We start from the raw sequence: 17,775 nt of genomic DNA on the forward strand, positions 1-17,775 counted from the left end.
CGCAGACGCCTCCACATCGGTATCATGAGCAGCCTATCTATTCTGCTCTTCCCGTGGATCGTTACCCCATGTCGTCCCCTATGCCAGAACCCCGGCGCCCCTTGGCGGTCACGCTGCAAGTCGTTTCCATCGTCCTCTTCACTTTCATCGGCTACCTGAATATCGGCATTCCACTCGCCGTACTGCCCGGGTATGTCCATAGCGACCTGGGCTTCGGTGCGGTCATCGCCGGGATGGTGATCAGCGTGCAATACCTCGCCACCCTGCTCAGCCGTCCGTACGCCGGCAGGATCATTGACAATCAGGGCAGCAAACGTGCGGTGATGATTGGCCTGGCAGGCTGTGGCTTGAGCGGCGTGTTCATGCTGATTTCGGCCTGGACGCCCAACCTGCCGCTGCTCAGCCTGATCAGCCTGTTCATCGGGCGTCTGGTGCTGGGCAGCGCCGAAAGCCTGGTCGGCTCCGGATCGATCGGCTGGGGCATCGGCCGCGTCGGCGCGTCCAACACGGCCAAAGTCATTTCATGGAACGGCATCGCCAGTTACGGCGCGTTGGCCATCGGGGCGCCGCTGGGGGTTTGGCTGGTCAGCCATTTCGGTCTGTGGAGCATGGGCGTCAGCATTCTATTGCTCGCATCGCTGGGCCTGCTGCTGGCCTGGCCGAAGACTGCTGCGCCGATTGTCGCCGGCGAGCGTTTGCCTTTCATGCACGTACTGGGGCGCGTTTTTCCCCACGGTTGCGGCCTGGCACTGGGTTCGATCGGGTTCGGCACCATCGCCACCTTCATCACCCTGTATTACGCCACGCAACACTGGGATAACGCCGTGCTGTGCCTGAGCCTGTTCGGCGCCAGCTTCATCGGTGCGCGCCTGCTGTTCGGCAACCTGATCAATCGCCTCGGTGGCTTTCGCGTCGCGATTGCCTGCCTGTCGGTGGAAACCCTGGGCCTGTTGTTGCTATGGCTGGCGCCCGATGCACACTGGGCATTGGCCGGTGCGGCATTGAGTGGTTTCGGTTTCTCGCTGGTGTTCCCGGCACTGGGTGTGGAAGCGGTGAATCTGGTGCCAGCCTCCAGCCGCGGAGCCGCGGTAGGTGCCTACTCGCTGTTCATCGATCTGTCGCTGGGGATCACCGGACCGCTGGCCGGGGCGATTGCGGCAGGCTTCGGCTTCGCCTCGATCTTCCTGTTCGCCGCCATCGCTGCGCTGAGCGGCCTGATGCTGAGCGTCTATCTGTTTCGACATACCTCGAAGTATCGCGAAGACTAGAAATCCACCTTGCCCCGCCCGGCCTTGATGCTGCCGCGCCTGTTCTTGGACTCCAGCCGACGCTTCTGCGAGCCCAGCGTCGGCTTGGTCGGGCGGCGCTTCTTTTCGACTCTGGTAGCGCTGAGGATCAGCTCAACGAGACGCTCCAGCGCATCGGCGCGATTCTGTTCCTGAGTACGGTATTGCTGGGCCTTGATGATCAACACGCCGTCGCTGGTGATACGACTGTCGCGTAGCGCCATCAGCCGCTCCTTGTAAAACTCGGGCAAGGATGAGGCGGGAATATCGAAGCGCAGGTGCACGGCGCTGGAGACCTTGTTGACGTTCTGCCCACCGGCCCCTTGGGCACGGATGGCGGTCAGCTCGATCTCGGCATCCGGCAGATGCACGTTATTGGAAATCTTCAGCATTGCATTCTCATTGTGAAAGCTGACTGTCGCCCGACAGCTCCCGGATAACGGGCCTTTTCACTATACAGGGCGACTTACGACTGAAACGACAAAGCGCCAGGAGGAACTCCCCGTCCACCCCCGGTCAACAAGCCGTGCCATCGAGCACTGCACTCCGTAGAATGTCGTCCCGGCAGAGCAGCCACTTCCCCCGATTGTTGCTCGATCCATCGCACTTAACCTTTCAATGCAGGAAGCATAACCATGAGCAACAAAGCGGTCATCGTATTCAGTGGCGGACAGGACTCGACAACCTGCCTGATCCATGCCCTGACCCGCTACGATGAAATCCATTGCATCACCTTTGACTACGGCCAGCGCCATCGCGCGGAAATCGAAGTTGCACAGCAACTTGCAAAAGAACTTGGCGTGACCGTGCACAAGACCATGGACGTCTCCCTGCTGAATGAACTGGCGATCAGCAGCCTGACACGCGACAACATTCCAGTACCGACCATGAACAGCTCGGGCGACAGCCTGCCCAGCACCTTTGTACCGGGCAGGAATATTCTTTTCCTGACCCTGGCTTCGATCTATGCGTATCAGGTGCAGGCAAAAACCGTCATTACCGGTGTTTGCGAAACAGACTTCTCCGGTTATCCGGACTGCCGGGATGATTTTGTCAAGGCGCTGAACAAAGCCCTTGAACTCGGCATGGACTACAAGTTGACCCTGGAAACACCGCTGATGTGGCTGAACAAGGCGGAAACCTGGGCCCTGGCCGATTACCATCACAAACTGGAATTCATCCGCGACCAGACCTTGACCTGCTACAACGGCATTACTGGCAGCGGCTGCGGCACTTGCGACGCCTGTAATCTTCGTGCCAAAGGGCTCGCCGAATTCCTGAACAACAAGGATCAGGTCGCGCGCAAGCTGAAAGAAAAACTTGCGCTGAACTGAATATCCGATCGTACAGCGACAGACGCTCACCGGACATGACAGCCATCACGTCCCGGTGAGCGACGGCAGTTATTACTGTGCCTGGTTTCCAGTCAAATACTTCTTGAACAATGATCTTGCCCCGTAAGCCGGCAAGACATTAAAGAAAGCAAAACCCACCTTTATCGCGATCTGAACATAGATCATGTTCAATATCGCGCTGGTTTCCATCGCGCCATAGAACGCGATAAAGCAGAAAAGAAAACTGTCGATAATCACCGCAAACAACGTACTTAAAAATACGCGCAGAAACAGGAACCTGGAGTTTGTGAGTTCCTTGATTTTGCAGAGTAGATACGAGTTTATGTTTTCGGACACCAGAAATGAAACTGAGGATGCCACCAGAACGGAAGACAGCTGACCAATGACATCATTGTAAGGCCCGTCCAGCTTCCACCCCGGCAAACCGGGAAGATGAGTCGTGATGGCCAGCAGAATGATGATGGCCGCGTTGCTGATGAACGCAAAGAGAATGGCTTTGCGCGCGAGTCTGAGACCGAACGTTTCATTCAACAGATCGACGATCAGAAATGTCAGCGGATACAGAAACGTCCCCGGCGTCACGATGATATCGAAAAACGCCAGATAGATAGGCTTTGTCGCGGCGATGCTGGTAAAGATATACAGGGTAAACAACATGAGATTCAGAATGATGTAAATCATCCATGAACTTTCATGACGATCATTCAACTCATAGGCTGTCAGCGCCCCGCCCTGAGAATAGAACTTCTTGTACAGATTCTTTATTTCCAGCTTGTTCAGATTATCCATAATCTCACTATTCAACACTTCACTCAGCTTTATCTTTATTATCTTGCCTGTCGCAATCACCATGATGACGGCCAGGCTTTTTTCGTTCTCAAACCCCAATAGCTTGTACTTGCTGTTTTCCATTCCAACACTACAACCCATTAAATCGTTCCTCGATGATATCCCCGACAACACGAATGCGATCCGTGGCGACGCCGATCTCCCTGGTGATCGCCAGCCTTTTCGTGACCTTGTCATACACCAGCTTTTCCCTGCCGCTGCTCGAGGAGCCTTTCTGAACGATCAATAGATCGCCCGGCTCATTCAGCCCACTGATCTCGTGTTCCAACAGCACACCGATCAAATTGAAGGAGGTGCCGAAGTAATAGGTCAATGGATGAATCGTGGCCAATTCGCCAATCCTCTTGTCCAGATTCTGGATCAGCAGACTCTCTTTCAGGACAGGCACCGCCGCCGGGTTCATGTTCCCCTGCGGCGAAATACTGCTTTCTATTATTTCCTTCTCTTCAAAATCGATCGTTTCTATTTCTTCATAAGAAACGCCAAAGAAATCGGAAATCTTGCGAACCGTGGACTGTTGAACATTGACCACTTTCCCCTCAAGGATGTTATAGATGGTTGTTCTGGTCAGACCACTGGAGTTGCACAAGGACAACTGTGTCTCCCCACGACTTTTTATCAGGTATTTGATGTTGTTTTTCAGATTCTCCGATCTTTCTCTTCTGTGCATGAATTGCCTGCCGCCCATTGGTAACTGTAAAGACATCACACCCTGAATAATTACCCAGGCAGATGACTACAACTGCATCCCTGTCAAAATCGCGAGCGATCATAACATCCTCCATCCAGGAATTACTGAACCCCTGGTGGCTCGTTGAACCTCGCAGCCCGCCTGGCAATATGTACCGACTTGTTCGTTCCTTTCCCCATCCTTTTCATCGACGAACGCAGCGACGGCCTCTTCAGCTTTTACACCCTCCCCCGACAAAAAGAATCATTTTCTTTGAAGAATGTTCATTTTTTTGATTAATTCTTCTAGCGTTCGCAAGCAAAAAAACTATGATGCTTCGGGCAGCCTCCCCTTCAGCGACACGCAGAGGAAAACAGACACTGACGGTCTGTACGGAGGTTGGTTTTGTGTGCAGCGACGCCGTGACACGGATCCGCCTGCACAGGTTTGGCAATACAGGGATGTCGCCACAGGCAAAACGGGAAAGTCGCGCGGTTGCTGGCTGCGCGCAACACACAGGGAAGGAATACAGACAATGCCGGTCAATACTCAACAGCTTACGACCCAGGCCGACTTGCTGCGGCGCGGCCTGGCAGACCTGCGAGCGCAAGACGCCGAACTCGCGCAGATTCTCGACGCCGAAGTCACACGCCAGCACCAGACCTTGTCACTGGTCTCTTCCGCCTGCGCTGCAAACCCACGCACCCTGGCAGCCTCCGCATCGGCACTGGTCAATGTGACGGCCGAAGGGACACCCGGCAGACGCTATAACGCCGGATGCGAAAACGTCACCCTGGTCGAGTCGCTGGCCATCCGCAGAGCCCGGGAGCTGTTTGGCGCTCAGTACGCCAACGTGCAATCACACTCGGCATCGAACGCCAATTACCAGGTGCTCACCGGCCTGCTCGAACCCGGAGACACGCTGCTGGGAATGGCCGTCGAACATGGCGGCCACCTGACTCATGGCAGCACTGCGGCATTCTCGAGCGACCATTACAAAGCGATCCGTTACGGTACGACCGCCGAAGGCCTGATCGATTACGATGAGGTTCGCACGCTGGCTCTCGCCCATCGCCCGCGCATCATCATGTGCTGTGCGAGCGCCTACTCGCGGGTGGTGGACTTCGAGCGGTTCCGCGAAATTGCCGACGAGGCCGGCTCCATCCTGCTCGCCGACATTTCGCATATCGCCGGCCTGGTTGCCACCGGGCGTCATCCAAGCCCGATTGACGTAGCGCACGTCACCACCACTTGCACTCACAAGCAACTCATGGGTCCCCGCGGCGGCCTGATCCTTTCCGGCCGGGATGCGAATACCAAGGTTCCCGGTCTGAGGACGACCTTCAACCGCGCCCTTGACCAGGCTGTGTTTCCCGGCATGCAAGGTGCGCCGGCCGTCAACATGATCGCGGCCAAGGCGGCGGCACTGGGGCATGCCATGTCGGCTGAGTTCGACGCGTACATGGCGCGGATCCGCAACTCGGCCGATGAACTGGCCACTGCGTTTCAAGCACATGACTATGAAGTGGTGGGCGGACGCAGTGAAAACCATACGGTTCTGCTCCGGTTGCGCAGCGGCATCACCGGTTCCATTGCAGAATCGGCGCTGGAGCAATGCGGAATCATCGTGAACAGGCACCGCGTCCCTGGCGAGCTTCGGTCATCCTCCGTGACCAGCGGATTGCGCATCGGCACCGGCTCCATTGCACAACGCCACATCGACCGGCGAGGATGCCGGCAGATTGTCGATTTGATGTGCCGGATCCTCGACAAGGTGACACCGCTGGGTGAGCGGGACTACGCACTGGAGCCTGCCGCGAAGGAACAATTCCGCTTGCAGACCGAAGCGTTGTGCACGCTCTATCCCATTGCCGATTACGCGTAACGTGCAGAATCCCTACCCCTGAAACCGAAAGCGTTCGGGATCACTTGCAGAATCCGCGAAAACAAAAAACCCGGCGCCAGGCCGGGTTTGATGTGTGTGATCGCCGCGTTACTTCACGGCGGCGTGCAACGCTTGCTGCGCGCCACGTTTGTTCTTGATCACATAGCAGCCCCACATGAACACGACCCACACCGGAATCGCATACACCGAGATCTGGATGCCCGGGATCAGCAGCATCACGCCAAGAATGAACGCCACGAACGCCAGGCAGATGTAGTTGCCGTACGGGTACCACAGCGCCTTGAACAGCGGCTTCTGGTTGGTCTTGTTCATGTGCTGGCGGAACTTGAAGTGCGAGAAGCTGATCATCGCCCAGTTGATCACCAGCGTCGCCACGACCAGCGACATCAGCAGTTCCAGCGCATGTTGAGGCATCAGATAGTTGAGCAGCACGGCCACCAGGGTGACCGCCGCCGAAGCCAGAATCGAACGCACCGGTACGCCGCGCTTGTCGATCTTCGCCAGACCTTTCGGCGCATCGCCCTGCTCCGCCATGCCCAGCAGCATGCGGCTGTTGCAGTAGGTGCCGCTGTTGTACACCGACAGCGCTGCAGTCAGCACCACGAAATTGAGCAGGTGCGCAGCCGTGTTGCTGCCGAGCATCGAGAACACCTGAACGAACGGGCTGCCGCTGTAGGAGTCGCCCGACGCATTGAGGGTATCCAGCAGGCTGTTCCACGGGGTCAGCGACAACAGAATCACCAGTGCGCCGATGTAGAAAATCAGGATCCGGTAGATCACCTGGTTGATCGCTTTCGGGATCACGGTTTTCGGCTTGTCGGCCTCGGCTGCGGTGAAACCGAGCATTTCCAGACCACCGAAGGAAAACATGATGATCGCCATGGCCATCACCAGACCGCTGACGCCATTGGGGAAGAAGCCGCCGTGGGACCACAGGTTGCTGACCGAAGCCTGCGGGCCGCCATGGCCGCTGACCAGCAGGTAGCTGCCCAGGGCGATCATGCCGACGATGGCCACGACCTTGATGATCGCGAACCAGAACTCGGCCTCACCGAAAACCTTGACGTTGGCCAGGTTGATCGCATTGATCAGCAGGAAGAACGCAGCCGCGGTGACCCAGCTCGGGATGTCCGGCGCCCAGTAGTGGATGTACTTGCCGACGGCTGTCAGCTCCGACATGCCCACCAGGATGTACAGGATCCAGCAGTTCCAGCCCGACAGGAAACCGGCGAAACCGCCCCAGTATTTGTGCGCGAAGTGGCTGAAGGAACCGGCCACCGGCTCTTCGACGATCATCTCGCCGAGCTGGCGCATGATCATGAAGGCGATGAAGCCGCAGATGGCATAGCCGAGGATCATCGACGGGCCGGCGGATTTCAGCACCCCCGCCGAGCCGAGGAACAATCCGGTGCCGATCGCGCCGCCAAGGGCGATCAGTTGAATATGGCGATTTTTCAGGCCGCGTTTCAGCTCGCCTGATTGCGAGTTTTGTCCACTCATGAAAAAGGTCTCACACAAGGTTTGATGATGTTCAGTAGACGTTGCTGCAAGGTTGCGATTTCAGCCAGCCCTGATCAAACCCCAGCGCAAGCACCAGGCATTCAGTTTTCTTACAACGGTCATGCGTCACCTGTTTGTTCTTGTCTGTGACGAAATCGAACCCGACACGCTCGTGACGCGGCGGAGTGAACAAGGCGGATAGCCTTGAGGTTTGCGCGATTACGCAGAGGGTCACAGTTAAAACGCGGCGCATTGTACACCGCTAACCCCCTGCTGCCAGACCCCGCTGGATCAGCGAGCCGGTTGCCGGGATTGCGTGTGTCCGTCCCGGGCGACCCGGACGGCTGCAAAAATTGAGTCAGGCCTTTGCAGGCCATCGGCGTGGACGATGGTCAATCCGCCCCACGAAGAGAAGTGAAAATGGATATCGGCGTTCATTGCGCCTCCTTCTTGTTATGCACCTGCACGACAGGCATGGGGCGCATCTCACCTTTCAAACGAGCCTGAAACAAGCACGCCAGAGCCCTGCGCAAGGCCCGGCGGGACGGGTTCCGGCAGATTTTCCTTACAGCCTGACAGACGCATCCGATTCACGGGGCTACGGCGACTTTTCCGTAAATATCGGCTGACACTGCGTAACGGAAATTTTCCACTCCACACCAACCGGAGCCTGGTGCGGAGATTGACGTTAGCTGGCTAACTATTTGAAAGCCGTTAAGTTTTCTGTTGTAAAACAAGAAAAAACACCTCAAAAAAAAAGAAATAAAAAGTCCAAAAAAAACGCCAACTCCAAGAGTTGGCGTTTTCTGTTTCAGCTTGAGGCTTGCCGCTCGAAACTTGCAGCTGCCTTATTCCGGCTTCTTGCGACCGAACCCCGGACGCTGGCCGGAACCGGCAGGTGCGCCACGGCGTTTGCCCGATGGCTTGTCATCGTCAGCCAGCCTGATGCCTGGACGCTTCGGTGCCGGTTTGGCCGGACGCTTGGTATCGGCCGGACGATCCGCCACCGGCGTACCGCGACCGGCAGGCGCACGACCTTCACCGCGATCGGTACGAGCGCGTGGTGCACGCTCACCTTCAGGACGCACCGCAGGCTTGCGAGCCGGGCGCTCGCCTTCGATCTGCGGCTCACGCGCCGGGCGCGGGCCGGCAGCAGCCGGTGCACCGTTTGCCGGACGCAGTGTGCGCACGCGCTCGGTGCGAGCCATCGGTCGCGACGACTTGCGCTGCATACGCTCGAGCTTGTCCTTGCTCTTGGCATTCAACTGCGGCAGCGCCACGGGTGTCAGACCGACTTCGGCGCTCAGCACGTCGACTTCGTACTGACTCATTTCGCGCCAGCGGCCCATCGGCAGATCGGAATTGAGGAACACCGGACCAAAACGCACGCGCTTCAGGCGGCTGACCACCAGGCCCTGGGATTCCCACAGGCGACGCACTTCACGGTTACGACCTTCCATCACCACGCAGTGATACCAGTGGTTGAAGCCTTCGCCGCCCGGTGCCTGCTGAATGTCGGTGAAACGCGCCGGGCCGTCTTCCAGCACGACGCCGGCCTTCAGACGCTCGATCATCTCGTCATCGACTTCGCCACGAACACGGACGGCGTACTCTCGGTCCATCTCGAAGGACGGATGCATCAAGCGGTTGGCCAGCTCGCCGTCAGTGGTGAACATCAGCAGGCCGGTGGTGTTGATGTCGAGGCGACCGATATTGATCCAGCGCCCTTCTTTCGGGCGTGGCAACTTGTCGAACACGGTCGGGCGGCCTTCCGGGTCGTCGCGGGTGCAGATCTCGCCGTCGGGCTTGTTGTACATGATCACGCGGCGGACCGATTCGGCCGCCTCTTCGCGCTTGATGACCTTGCCATCGATGGTAATGGCGTCGTGCATGTCGACACGCAGGCCGAGGGTGGCATCTGTGCCATTGACCTTGATCCGGCCCTGGCTGATCCACGCTTCGACGTCACGGCGCGAGCCGACGCCGATACGGGCGAGGACCTTTTGCAGTTTTTCGCCTGCCGGGCGAATTTCCTGGTCGTCTTTCTGATTGTCACTCATCTGGGCACCTCCCGGTGTGATCTGTTCAACGGCCCTGAGTTGAGCCGCTGAATCGTTGAAATCTGGGTTTTCGGGCGAAGGGATCGCCGAAGGGTCGCGAATCATACGCGGATGTGTCCGCGCGCGCATCAGAGACTAGCCGATCGCGGCCAGGTTATTTCTTTTTCCGCCGACCGGTGGCACCGAGTCTGATCAGGCGCAGTGCGGCCTCGGCCAGCACCGTGCGCTTGTCATCCTTGTCGAGTTTCTTCCAGGCCCTGATCTCGCGCTTGCTGCGGCCGCACCCTAGGCAGATGTCATCGCTGAACTTGCAGAGGCTGATGCACGGGTCTTTGGTCGAGCTCATGCTCAATCCTCGAACTCGCGGCGCTCGGCTTCAATGGCTTCGGCCAGTGCCCGGGCTTCGGCTTCTTCTTCGCTCAGTTCTTCATCGGCAGCCGGCTGTTCAAGCCGGGCGACGGCAGCCAGCAATTTCTCCCGGGCTTCGGCAACACCGAGGACGTCTTCTTCAGGCTCAGGCTCAAGATCGGGCTCAGCCTCCGGCTCCGCTTCGAATTCAACATCGACGGATAGTCTGGCCGGATCGGTCTCGAAACCGGACGACACCGACTCGCCATCTGCCACATCCCGCAGCAAATCATCGAAGTCGGTCTTGATTCCCTCCTCCATGCTGTCCAGTTCGAGCAGCAATGTGTGGAAACTGGTTTCCTCTTTCGGCTCTTCCTGCCCGGCGCTGGCATCGGCCAGTTCCTGCAGCCCCGTGGGGACCGGGGCATCGTCGAAGTCGAGCACCGGGTCCGGTTCGATCTCACGCAATTCGGCCAGCGGTGGCAACTCATCGAGGCTCTTGAGGTTGAAATGATCGAGAAACGCCTTGGTGGTGGCGAACATCGCCGGTTTGCCCGGCACGTCACGGTAGCCGACGACACGGATCCATTCACGCTCGATCAGAGTCTTGACGATGTTGGTGTTGACCGCCACGCCCCGTACGTCCTCGATCTCGCCTCGGGTGATCGGCTGGCGATAAGCGATCAGCGCCATGGTTTCCAGCAGGGCCCGGGAATAACGTTGCGGGCGTTCTTCCCATAGACGACCGACCCACGGTGCGAATTTCTCGCGAATCTGCAGACGATAGCCGGAGGCCACCTCCTTGAGCTCGAATGCCCGCCCCTCACAGGACTTTTCCAGCAGGGCCAGGGCTTTCTTGAAGACCGGTGGCTCCGGTCGTTCGCCTTCCTCGAACAATTCGTACAGTCGATCAAGGGTTTGCGGCTTTCCCGAGGCCAACAGAAAGGCTTCAAGCAGGGGCGCCAGCTCGCGGGGTTCAGTCAGGTTCATGTTCAGACTCGTTATTCGACTCGGGCTCGCACGTGGATCGCGGCGAACGGCTCATTCTGCACCAGCTCGACCAGGGACTCCTTGACCAGTTCAAGGATCGCCATGAAGGTCACCACCACACCGAGCCGACCTTCCTCGGCGGTGAACAGCTCGACGAACGGCACAAAGCCGCCGCCCTTGAGCCGTTCCAGCACATCGCTCATGCGTTCGCGGGTGGACAACGCCTCGCGGCTGACCTGATGACTTTCGAACATGTCGCCACGGCGCAACACTTCGGCCATGGACATCAGTATTTCTTCCAGCGCCACATCCGGCAGCAACTTGCGCACGGTCACCTGAGGGGCCTCGAGCTTCGGCACGATCACATCGCGACCGACCCGACTCAGCCCGTCGATGCCTTCGGCGGCCACCTTGAAGCGCTCGTACTCCTGCAAGCGGCGGATCAGCTCGGCGCGCGGGTCTTCCTCTTCGTCCTCGACGGTTTCGGCCCGGGGCAGCAGCATCCGCGACTTGATTTCGGCCAGCATCGCGGCCATCACCAGATATTCGGCGGCGAGCTCCAGGCGCACCGATTGCATCAGCTCGACATAGCCCATGTACTGACGGGTTATTTCCGCCACCGGAATGTCGAGGATGTCGATGTTCTGTTTGCGGATCAGGTACAGCAGCAGGTCGAGCGGGCCTTCGAAGGCTTCGAGGAAGACTTCCAGCGCGTCCGGCGGGATGTACAGGTCCAGCGGCATCTCCGTGACGGCCTGGCCATAGACCATGGCAAACGGCAGTTCCTGCTGGGCACCGGCCTGGGGATCGACGGTTTCGACTGCGGACATTCAGGCCTCGACCATGAACGGCGCAGGATCGCCGCAACCGACGCGGACCACTTCCGGATCGTCGCCGGTCAGGTCGATCACGGTGGAGGCCTTGATGCCGCCGAAACCGCCGTCGATGATCAGATCGACCTGATGCTCAAGCAATTGACGCATTTCGTAAGGATCGCTCAGCGGGTCTTCATCGCCGGGCATGATCAGGGTCACGCTCATCAATGGCTCACCCAGCTCGGCCAGCAGCGCCAGGGCAATCGGGTGGCTGGGCACCCGCAGACCGATGGTGCGCTTCTTCGGGTGCAGCAACAGTCGCGGCACTTCGCGGGTGGCGTTGAGAATGAAGGTGTAAGGGCCCGGCAGATGGGCCTTGAGAATCCGGAAGGTGCCGGTGTCGATCTTGGCGTAATTGCCCAGTTGCGACAGATCACTGCAGATCAGCGCGAAGTTGTGCTTTTCATCGAGCTGACGCAGGCGCCGGACACGCTCGATCGCCGTTTTGTCGCCGATCTGGCAACCGATTGCGTAGGAAGAGTCCGTTGGATAGACCACCACCCCGCCCTTGCGGATGATCTCGACCGCCTGCTTGATCAGGCGCGCTTGCGGGTTTTCCGGATGAATCTGGAAAAATTGGCTCACATTCTCTACCTGTTCAGACGGCGGCAATAACTGTGTCATGTTTGAACCGACACCACAGGGGTGGAAGGTCCTCAGGGAGCGGCCGGTACTGGCCGATCTCCGACCAGCCTCCAGGGCCATGAAAATCACTGCCGGCGCTGACCAGCAGACCGAACTCACGGGCAAGGATCGCCAGGCTGCCTACCTGTTCCGCAGGCTGATAACCGTTGACGACTTCAATCGCCTGTCCGCCCGCTTGAATATAGTCGGCAATCAGCTTTCGGCGCTTGCTGCGGGTGAAATCGTAGTGCCAGGGATGCGCCAGGCTGACCCAGGCCCCGGCGGCGCGCAGCGTGCCGACGGTTTCATCGAGGGTCGGCCAGTGTTGCTTGACGTCCCCAAGCTTGCCGGCGCCGAGCCATTTGCGAAACGCCTCGGCGCGGTCCTTGACGAATCCTTCGCGCACCATCCAGTCGGCGAAATGCGGACGGGCCGGCGCGTTGCCGCTGTCGCCCAGCTCCTGCTGGATCTGCCGTGCGCCGTCGAGTGCGCCGGGCATGCCCTTGAGGGCGAGCTTGCGGCTTATTTCTTCAGACCGCAGCCAGCGGCCATCGTGCAACTTCGCAATCGCCTCGACCAACGGCGCGGCGTTGACGTCGAAGCCATAACCCAGCACATGAATGGTCGCCCCGCCCCAGGTGCAGGACAGTTCGACGCCGTTGACCAGTTGCATCCCCAGCTCTTCGGCAGCGACACGCGCCTCGGCGAGGCCTTCGACGGTATCGTGATCGGTCAGGGCCAGGATTCGCACGCCGTTCTCGAACGCACGCGCAACCAGTGCCGCAGGCGCCAGGGCACCATCGGAGGCCGTGCTGTGGCAGTGCAAATCGACATTCACGGGGTTGTGTAACCTCAAATCAGCTGGCGCTATCGCGCGCCCATATGTTTGTTATTATGCCGCCACATCCAGCTTCTGGCTCTCACTGTGAAACAATTCATCGATTTCATCCCGCTTCTGCTGTTCTTCATCGTCTACAAACTCGACCCCCGTACCGTCGATGTCGCCGGTCACGAGTTGACCGTCGGCGGTATCTACAGCGCCACCGCAATGCTGATCGTCAGCTCTCTGGTGGTCTACGGCGCGCTCTTCATCAAGCAGCGCAAGCTGGAGAAGAGCCAGTGGCTGACCCTGATCGCCTGCCTCGTGTTCGGCAGCCTGACCCTGGCTTTCCACAGCGAAACCTTCCTGAAATGGAAAGCCCCGGTGGTCAACTGGCTGTTCGCCCTGGCCTTCATCGGCAGCCACTTCATCGGTGACCGCCTGCTGATCAAGCGCATCATGGGCCACGCCCTGACCCTGCCGGACCCGGTCTGGACCCGCCTGAACATCGCCTGGATCGCCTTTTTCCTGTTCTGCGGCGCCGCCAACCTGTTCGTTGCCTTCACCTTCCAGAGCATCTGGGTGGACTTCAAGGTGTTCGGCAGCCTGGGCATGACCGTGCTGTTCCTGGTGGGCCAGGGCATCTACCTGTCCCGTCACCTGCACGACGCCGATACCACAACGCCAAAAACCGAGGACTGACATGCTCTACGCCATCATTGCCACCGACGTCGCCAATTCTCTGGACGCGCGTCTCGCCGCCCGCCCGGCGCACCTTGAACGCCTGCAGGTGCTCAAGGGCGAAGGCCGCATCGTGCTGGCCGGCCCGCATCCGGCGGTCGACAGCAATGATCCGGGCGCGGCGGGTTTTACCGGCAGCCTGATCGTCGCCGAATTCGACTCCCTGAATGCGGCACAAGCCTGGGCCGACGCCGATCCGTACATCGCCGCCGGTGTCTACGCCAACGTTGTCGTGAAGCCGTTCAAGCAAGTCCTGCCGTAATCCTTCCCCGCGCGATGAACCTTGTCGGTTCATCGCGTTCTCAATCGCTCATTATTCTCGTTTGCCGGCCGACAACCTGCCCAATATCCATTTGGAAACAGGAGTCACTATGCGCAAGGGTCCGTTGTGTCTGATGCTGGTCACGTTGTCGATCATGGCGCCCGCCCATGGTGAGGAAAGCACCGAAAGCGGCTATTCCACGCCGTTGTCCTTGAGCGCCGGTAGCCAGATCACCGAGTTGCAGCAGCGCCTGAAAGCCAGCGAGCAGCAGCGCGAAGAACTGAGCAAACAACTGCAGAATGCCGACAACACCCGCGAAAGCGCCCAGCTTGCCCGGCTGCGCCAGGAGAACCAGCGTCTGAAGCTGCAACTCAAGGAAGCCCAGGCCAGCCCCGTGCCGCGCCTGCTGACCGAACAGCAGCAATGGTTCGTCACCGGCGCCGGGGTAGCGCTATTGGCCCTGCTCTGCGGTATCTTTGCCAGTGGTGCAAGTCGAAAACGTCGACAATGGCTAAATTGAGTGAGTCATGAGCGAGCTGTTACTGATTGATGATGACCAGGAGCTGTGTGAGCTTCTGAGCAGTTGGCTGAGCCAGGAAGGCTTTCAGGTCCGTGCCTGCCACGACGGCCAGAGCGCCCGCAAGGCTCTGGCCGAATCCGCCCCCGCTGCCGTGGTGCTGGACGTGATGCTGCCCGATGGCAGCGGTCTGGAACTGCTCAAGCAATTGCGCAACGACCATGCCGATCTGCCGGTGGTGATGCTTTCGGCCCGCGGCGAGCCGCTGGACCGGATCCTCGGTCTGGAACTGGGCGCCGACGATTACCTGGCCAAACCCTGCGATCCCCGCGAACTCACCGCCCGCCTGCGCGCCGTGCTGCGTCGCAGCCACCCGGCCGCCGTGTCGACCCAGCTGGAGCTGGGCGACCTGAGTTTCAGCCCGGTGCGCGGCGTGGTCAGCATCGACGAAAAGGAATTCACCCTCACCGTATCCGAAAGCCGTCTGCTCGAAGCCCTGCTCAAACAACCGGGCGAGCCGCTGGACAAGCAGGAACTGGCGCAGATCGCCCTGGGTCGCAAGCTGACCCTGTACGACCGTAGCCTGGACATGCACGTCAGCAACCTGCGCAAGAAGATCGGCCCCCACGCCGACGGCCGCCCGCGCATCGTGGCCCTGCGCAGCCGTGGCTACTACTACAGCCTCTAGCGTTTCTGCGGACGCTTTGTCAGTTCGATGACAAAGCGTCTTTACCCAAGCTTTACCCAGCGCTGACCGCCGCTGACCTTGATCTCCGTAATCTGTACCCATCCGGAACGTACCGGGAACGAGACAAGGAGATACACCATGCGCAAGACCCTTATCGCTCTGATGTTCGCTGCAGCTCTGCCAACCGTCGCCATGGCTGTGCCGCAGGATGGCGGCCCGATGGGCGGGCCTGATGGTGGCTGGCACCACGGCGGTCAGATGCACGGTATGCACGGCAAAGGTCCGTACAGCCAGCTGGACCTCTCCCGCGAACAGCGCGAGCAGATCCGCAAGATCATGGGCGAGCAGATGCACGAACGTAAGCAGACGGTCGAGAAATACCTGGAGAAACTCTCCCCGGCCGACCAGAAAGCCATGAAAGACGAGATGGCGGCCAACCACAAGAAGGCCGAATCCGATGTCCGCGCCGTGCTGAAACCGGATCAACAGAAGAAATTCGACGAGATCCAGAAGAAACAGGCCGAGCGTCGCGCCGAATGGGCCGAGTTCAAGGCCTGGAAAGCGCAACAACCGCAAAAGGCGCAATAATGTAATGACCCGACGGTTCACACCGTCGGGTCTTTTTATATCCAGTCCAATGTGGGAGCGAGCCTGCTCGCGATGGCGTTATGTCAGACAGTTCAGCTTTGTCTGATACACCGCTATCGCGAGCAAGCTCGCTCCCACAGGGTTTTGTGTTTGTTCTGAGGAATCATTGTGCGTTCATTGTTCTGGCGTATTCTCGCAAGCTTCTGGCTGGCCATCGCCCTGGTTGCGGGGCTTTCCATTTTGCTGGGGCACATGCTCAATCAGGACGCCTGGATCCTCAGCCGCCATCCGGGCCTCAACACATTGGCCGCCGACTGGACGCAGACCTACGAATCCCAGGGTGAAGACGCCGCCCAGGACATCCTCCAGCAACGTAAACGTCAGTATCACATCGACGTGCAAGTGCTGAACGAAAGCGGCGACCCGGTGGTACGCGGCACCTTCCCCCGTCGCGCGGCAGCCTTTGAAGCACGGCAGAACAACGACGACCGGCGCCTGCCCTGGCGGCGCCTGACCGATGAATTCACCAGCGAAAAGACCGGTGATACCTACCTGTTCATCTATCGCATCCCGCACCCGGAACTCGACGCCTGGCACCGCGAAAGCCTGCTTTGGCCATTGAGCGCGCTGGGGATCGCGCTGGTGGTACTGACCCTGTTCAGCCTGCTGGTGACCTTTTCCATCACCCGCCCGCTCAACCGCTTGCGCGGCGCGGTGCACGATCTGGGGCAGACCACCTACCAGCAGAACAGCCTGGCGAAACTGGCCAACCGCCGCGATGAGTTCGGCGTGCTGGCCAACGACTTCAACCGCATGGGCGCACGCCTGCAAAGCCTGATCGGCAGCCAGCGCCAGTTGCTGCGCGACGTGTCCCACGAGTTGCGCTCACCGCTGGCACGTCTGCGCATCGCCCTGGCACTGGCGGAACGGGCGAGCCCGGAAGAACGGGAAAAACTCTGGCCGCGTCTTACCCGCGAATGCGATCGGCTGGAAGCCTTGATCAGTGAAATTCTGGTGCTGGCGCGGGTCGACGCCGACAACGCCAGCGCTGAAGCCGTGGATCTGAATGCCCTGCTGGGCACCCTGCAAAAGGACGCGCAACTCGGCTCGCCGGAGCAGACCGTACGCCTGGAGGCCGAACCGCAGCTCAATCTGACAGGCTGGCCGACCATGATCGAACGCGCCGTGGACAACCTGCTGCGCAACGCCCAGCGCTTCAACCCGGTCGGCAGTCGATCGAATTGCAAGCCTCGCGACAAGGCGAGCGGATCGTGGTCAGCGTGCGCGACCATGGCCCGGGGGTGCAGGCCGAGCATTTGAGCCAGTTGGGCGAGCCGTTTTATCGGGCACCGGGGCAAACCGCTGCCGGGCATGGTCTGGGCCTGGCAATCGCCCGGCGTGCGGCGGAGCGCCATGGCGGGACGCTGGTGCTGGCCAATCACCCGCAGGGCGGGTTTGTGGCCAGTCTTGAGTTGCCGTTGGAGCCTGGGATTGTGGTCCAACCGTAAGAGCCCTCACCCCAGCCCTCTCCCAAAGGGAGAGGGGGCCGACCGAGGTGTCTTACGTCATACATCGACCTGAAAGATCGAGTCGATTATGGATCTGACAAAGCACCCGAACCGAGTCAATTCCGGATTCGGCCTAGTTCTTTCAAGTCGGCGGACCTCTGAAGCATCCCCCAATCAGTCCCCTCTCC

20 protein-coding genes and 1 pseudogene are annotated in these 17,775 nt (G+C 59.5%); 9 read left to right on the forward strand and 12 right to left on the reverse strand.

What is annotated here, in order from left to right; all coding sequences use genetic code 11:
• The first annotated feature begins 80 nt into the window (after positions 1 to 80).
• The gene (locus BBF94_RS20585) at positions 81 to 1,268 is read left to right on the forward strand and encodes an MFS transporter (protein WP_065260809.1); all 1,188 of its coding nucleotides are present in this window, start codon (positions 81 to 83) and stop codon (positions 1,266 to 1,268) included.
• Here the strand turns inward: BBF94_RS20585 and arfB are convergent.
• On the reverse strand, positions 1,265 to 1,678 hold the full coding sequence (arfB, locus tag BBF94_RS20590; protein ID WP_065260810.1) for an alternative ribosome rescue aminoacyl-tRNA hydrolase ArfB: 414 nt from the start codon (positions 1,676 to 1,678) through the stop codon (positions 1,265 to 1,267). The two genes, BBF94_RS20585 and arfB, sit on opposite strands and share 4 nt — an antisense overlap.
• Before the next feature lie 243 nt (positions 1,679 to 1,921).
• On the opposite strand from arfB, the gene queC reads away from it, so the two are divergent.
• Positions 1,922 to 2,620 (forward strand): 7-cyano-7-deazaguanine synthase QueC, encoded by a 699-nt coding sequence (queC, locus tag BBF94_RS20595; protein WP_065260811.1) that lies wholly within the window; start codon positions 1,922 to 1,924, stop codon positions 2,618 to 2,620.
• A 72-nt stretch (positions 2,621 to 2,692) separates the two neighbouring features.
• Here the strand turns inward: queC and BBF94_RS20600 are convergent, their stop codons facing one another.
• The 3 genes from BBF94_RS20600 to BBF94_RS28195 are packed head-to-tail and all read right to left on the reverse strand — an operon-like array spanning position 2,693 to position 4,263.
• Positions 2,693 to 3,571, reverse strand: a complete 879-nt coding sequence (locus BBF94_RS20600) for a queuosine precursor transporter (protein ID WP_065260812.1) — start codon at positions 3,569 to 3,571, stop codon at positions 2,693 to 2,695.
• Complete coding sequence (locus tag BBF94_RS20605) at positions 3,561 to 4,133, reverse strand: helix-turn-helix transcriptional regulator (RefSeq protein WP_225875076.1); 573 nt, start codon at positions 4,131 to 4,133, stop codon at positions 3,561 to 3,563. Before BBF94_RS20605 ends, BBF94_RS20600 begins: the two co-directional genes overlap by 11 nt.
• Positions 4,039 to 4,263, reverse strand: coding sequence for a hypothetical protein (locus tag BBF94_RS28195; RefSeq protein WP_225875077.1), 225 nt, complete (start codon positions 4,261 to 4,263; stop codon positions 4,039 to 4,041). The genes BBF94_RS20605 and BBF94_RS28195 overlap by 95 nt, the downstream gene beginning before the upstream one ends.
• Before the next feature lie 432 nt (positions 4,264 to 4,695).
• Between BBF94_RS28195 and BBF94_RS20610 the strand changes: the two genes are divergently transcribed.
• Positions 4,696 to 6,045, forward strand: a complete 1,350-nt coding sequence (locus BBF94_RS20610; protein ID WP_065260813.1) for a serine hydroxymethyltransferase — start codon at positions 4,696 to 4,698, stop codon at positions 6,043 to 6,045.
• Between the two features lie 108 nt (positions 6,046 to 6,153).
• Here the strand turns inward: BBF94_RS20610 and BBF94_RS20615 are convergent, their stop codons facing one another.
• The 8 genes from BBF94_RS20615 to BBF94_RS20645 form a co-directional block, all read right to left on the reverse strand.
• On the reverse strand, positions 6,154 to 7,566 hold the full coding sequence (locus BBF94_RS20615) for an amino acid permease (protein ID WP_065260814.1): 1,413 nt from the start codon (positions 7,564 to 7,566) through the stop codon (positions 6,154 to 6,156).
• Positions 7,567 to 7,857: 291 nt separating this feature from the next.
• Positions 7,858 to 8,004, reverse strand: a complete 147-nt coding sequence (locus tag BBF94_RS28035; protein WP_176704484.1) for a hypothetical protein — start codon at positions 8,002 to 8,004, stop codon at positions 7,858 to 7,860.
• A gap of 410 nt (positions 8,005 to 8,414) precedes the next feature.
• Positions 8,415 to 9,626 (reverse strand): 23S rRNA pseudouridine(2605) synthase RluB, encoded by a 1,212-nt coding sequence (gene rluB / locus BBF94_RS20620; RefSeq protein WP_065260815.1) that lies wholly within the window; start codon positions 9,624 to 9,626, stop codon positions 8,415 to 8,417.
• A gap of 154 nt (positions 9,627 to 9,780) precedes the next feature.
• Positions 9,781 to 9,972, reverse strand: coding sequence for a DUF1289 domain-containing protein (locus BBF94_RS20625; RefSeq protein WP_065260816.1), 192 nt, complete (start codon positions 9,970 to 9,972; stop codon positions 9,781 to 9,783).
• A 2-nt stretch (positions 9,973 to 9,974) separates the two neighbouring features.
• Entirely contained in the window at positions 9,975 to 10,964 is a 990-nt protein-coding gene (gene scpB, locus BBF94_RS20630) for an SMC-Scp complex subunit ScpB (protein WP_065260817.1), read from the reverse strand.
• An 11-nt stretch (positions 10,965 to 10,975) separates the two neighbouring features.
• On the reverse strand, positions 10,976 to 11,674 hold the full coding sequence (locus tag BBF94_RS20635) for a segregation and condensation protein A (RefSeq protein WP_176704486.1): 699 nt from the start codon (positions 11,672 to 11,674) through the stop codon (positions 10,976 to 10,978).
• Between the two features lie 120 nt (positions 11,675 to 11,794).
• The gene (locus BBF94_RS20640; protein WP_141676609.1) at positions 11,795 to 12,424 is read right to left on the reverse strand and encodes an L-threonylcarbamoyladenylate synthase; all 630 of its coding nucleotides are present in this window, start codon (positions 12,422 to 12,424) and stop codon (positions 11,795 to 11,797) included.
• 13 nt (positions 12,425 to 12,437) lie between these two features.
• Complete coding sequence (locus BBF94_RS20645; protein ID WP_065260820.1) at positions 12,438 to 13,301, reverse strand: PHP domain-containing protein; 864 nt, start codon at positions 13,299 to 13,301, stop codon at positions 12,438 to 12,440.
• An 87-nt stretch (positions 13,302 to 13,388) separates the two neighbouring features.
• Between BBF94_RS20645 and BBF94_RS20650 the strand changes: the two genes are divergently transcribed.
• The 6 genes and pseudogenes from BBF94_RS20650 (at position 13,389) to BBF94_RS20675 (ending at position 17,587) form a co-directional block, all read left to right on the forward strand.
• Positions 13,389 to 13,985, forward strand: a complete 597-nt coding sequence (locus tag BBF94_RS20650; protein ID WP_065260821.1) for a septation protein A — start codon at positions 13,389 to 13,391, stop codon at positions 13,983 to 13,985.
• 1 nt (position 13,986) lies between these two features.
• Complete coding sequence (locus BBF94_RS20655; RefSeq protein WP_065260822.1) at positions 13,987 to 14,286, forward strand: YciI family protein; 300 nt, start codon at positions 13,987 to 13,989, stop codon at positions 14,284 to 14,286.
• 109 nt (positions 14,287 to 14,395) lie between these two features.
• Positions 14,396 to 14,806 (forward strand): translation initiation factor 2, encoded by a 411-nt coding sequence (locus BBF94_RS20660; protein ID WP_065260823.1) that lies wholly within the window; start codon positions 14,396 to 14,398, stop codon positions 14,804 to 14,806.
• 7 nt (positions 14,807 to 14,813) lie between these two features.
• Positions 14,814 to 15,491: a response regulator transcription factor gene (locus tag BBF94_RS20665; protein WP_065260824.1), complete on the forward strand. Its 678-nt coding sequence runs from the start codon at positions 14,814 to 14,816 to the stop codon at positions 15,489 to 15,491.
• A 138-nt stretch (positions 15,492 to 15,629) separates the two neighbouring features.
• Positions 15,630 to 16,079, forward strand: a complete 450-nt coding sequence (locus BBF94_RS20670; RefSeq protein WP_065260825.1) for a Spy/CpxP family protein refolding chaperone — start codon at positions 15,630 to 15,632, stop codon at positions 16,077 to 16,079.
• Positions 16,080 to 16,247: 168 nt separating this feature from the next.
• A pseudogene (locus BBF94_RS20675) lies at positions 16,248 to 17,587 on the forward strand (ATP-binding protein).
• Positions 17,588 to 17,775 lie beyond the last annotated feature (188 nt).

The sequence above is a fragment of the Pseudomonas bananamidigenes genome, from assembly GCF_001679645.1.
GTDB classification, from domain to species: domain Bacteria; phylum Pseudomonadota; class Gammaproteobacteria; order Pseudomonadales; family Pseudomonadaceae; genus Aquipseudomonas; species Aquipseudomonas bananamidigenes.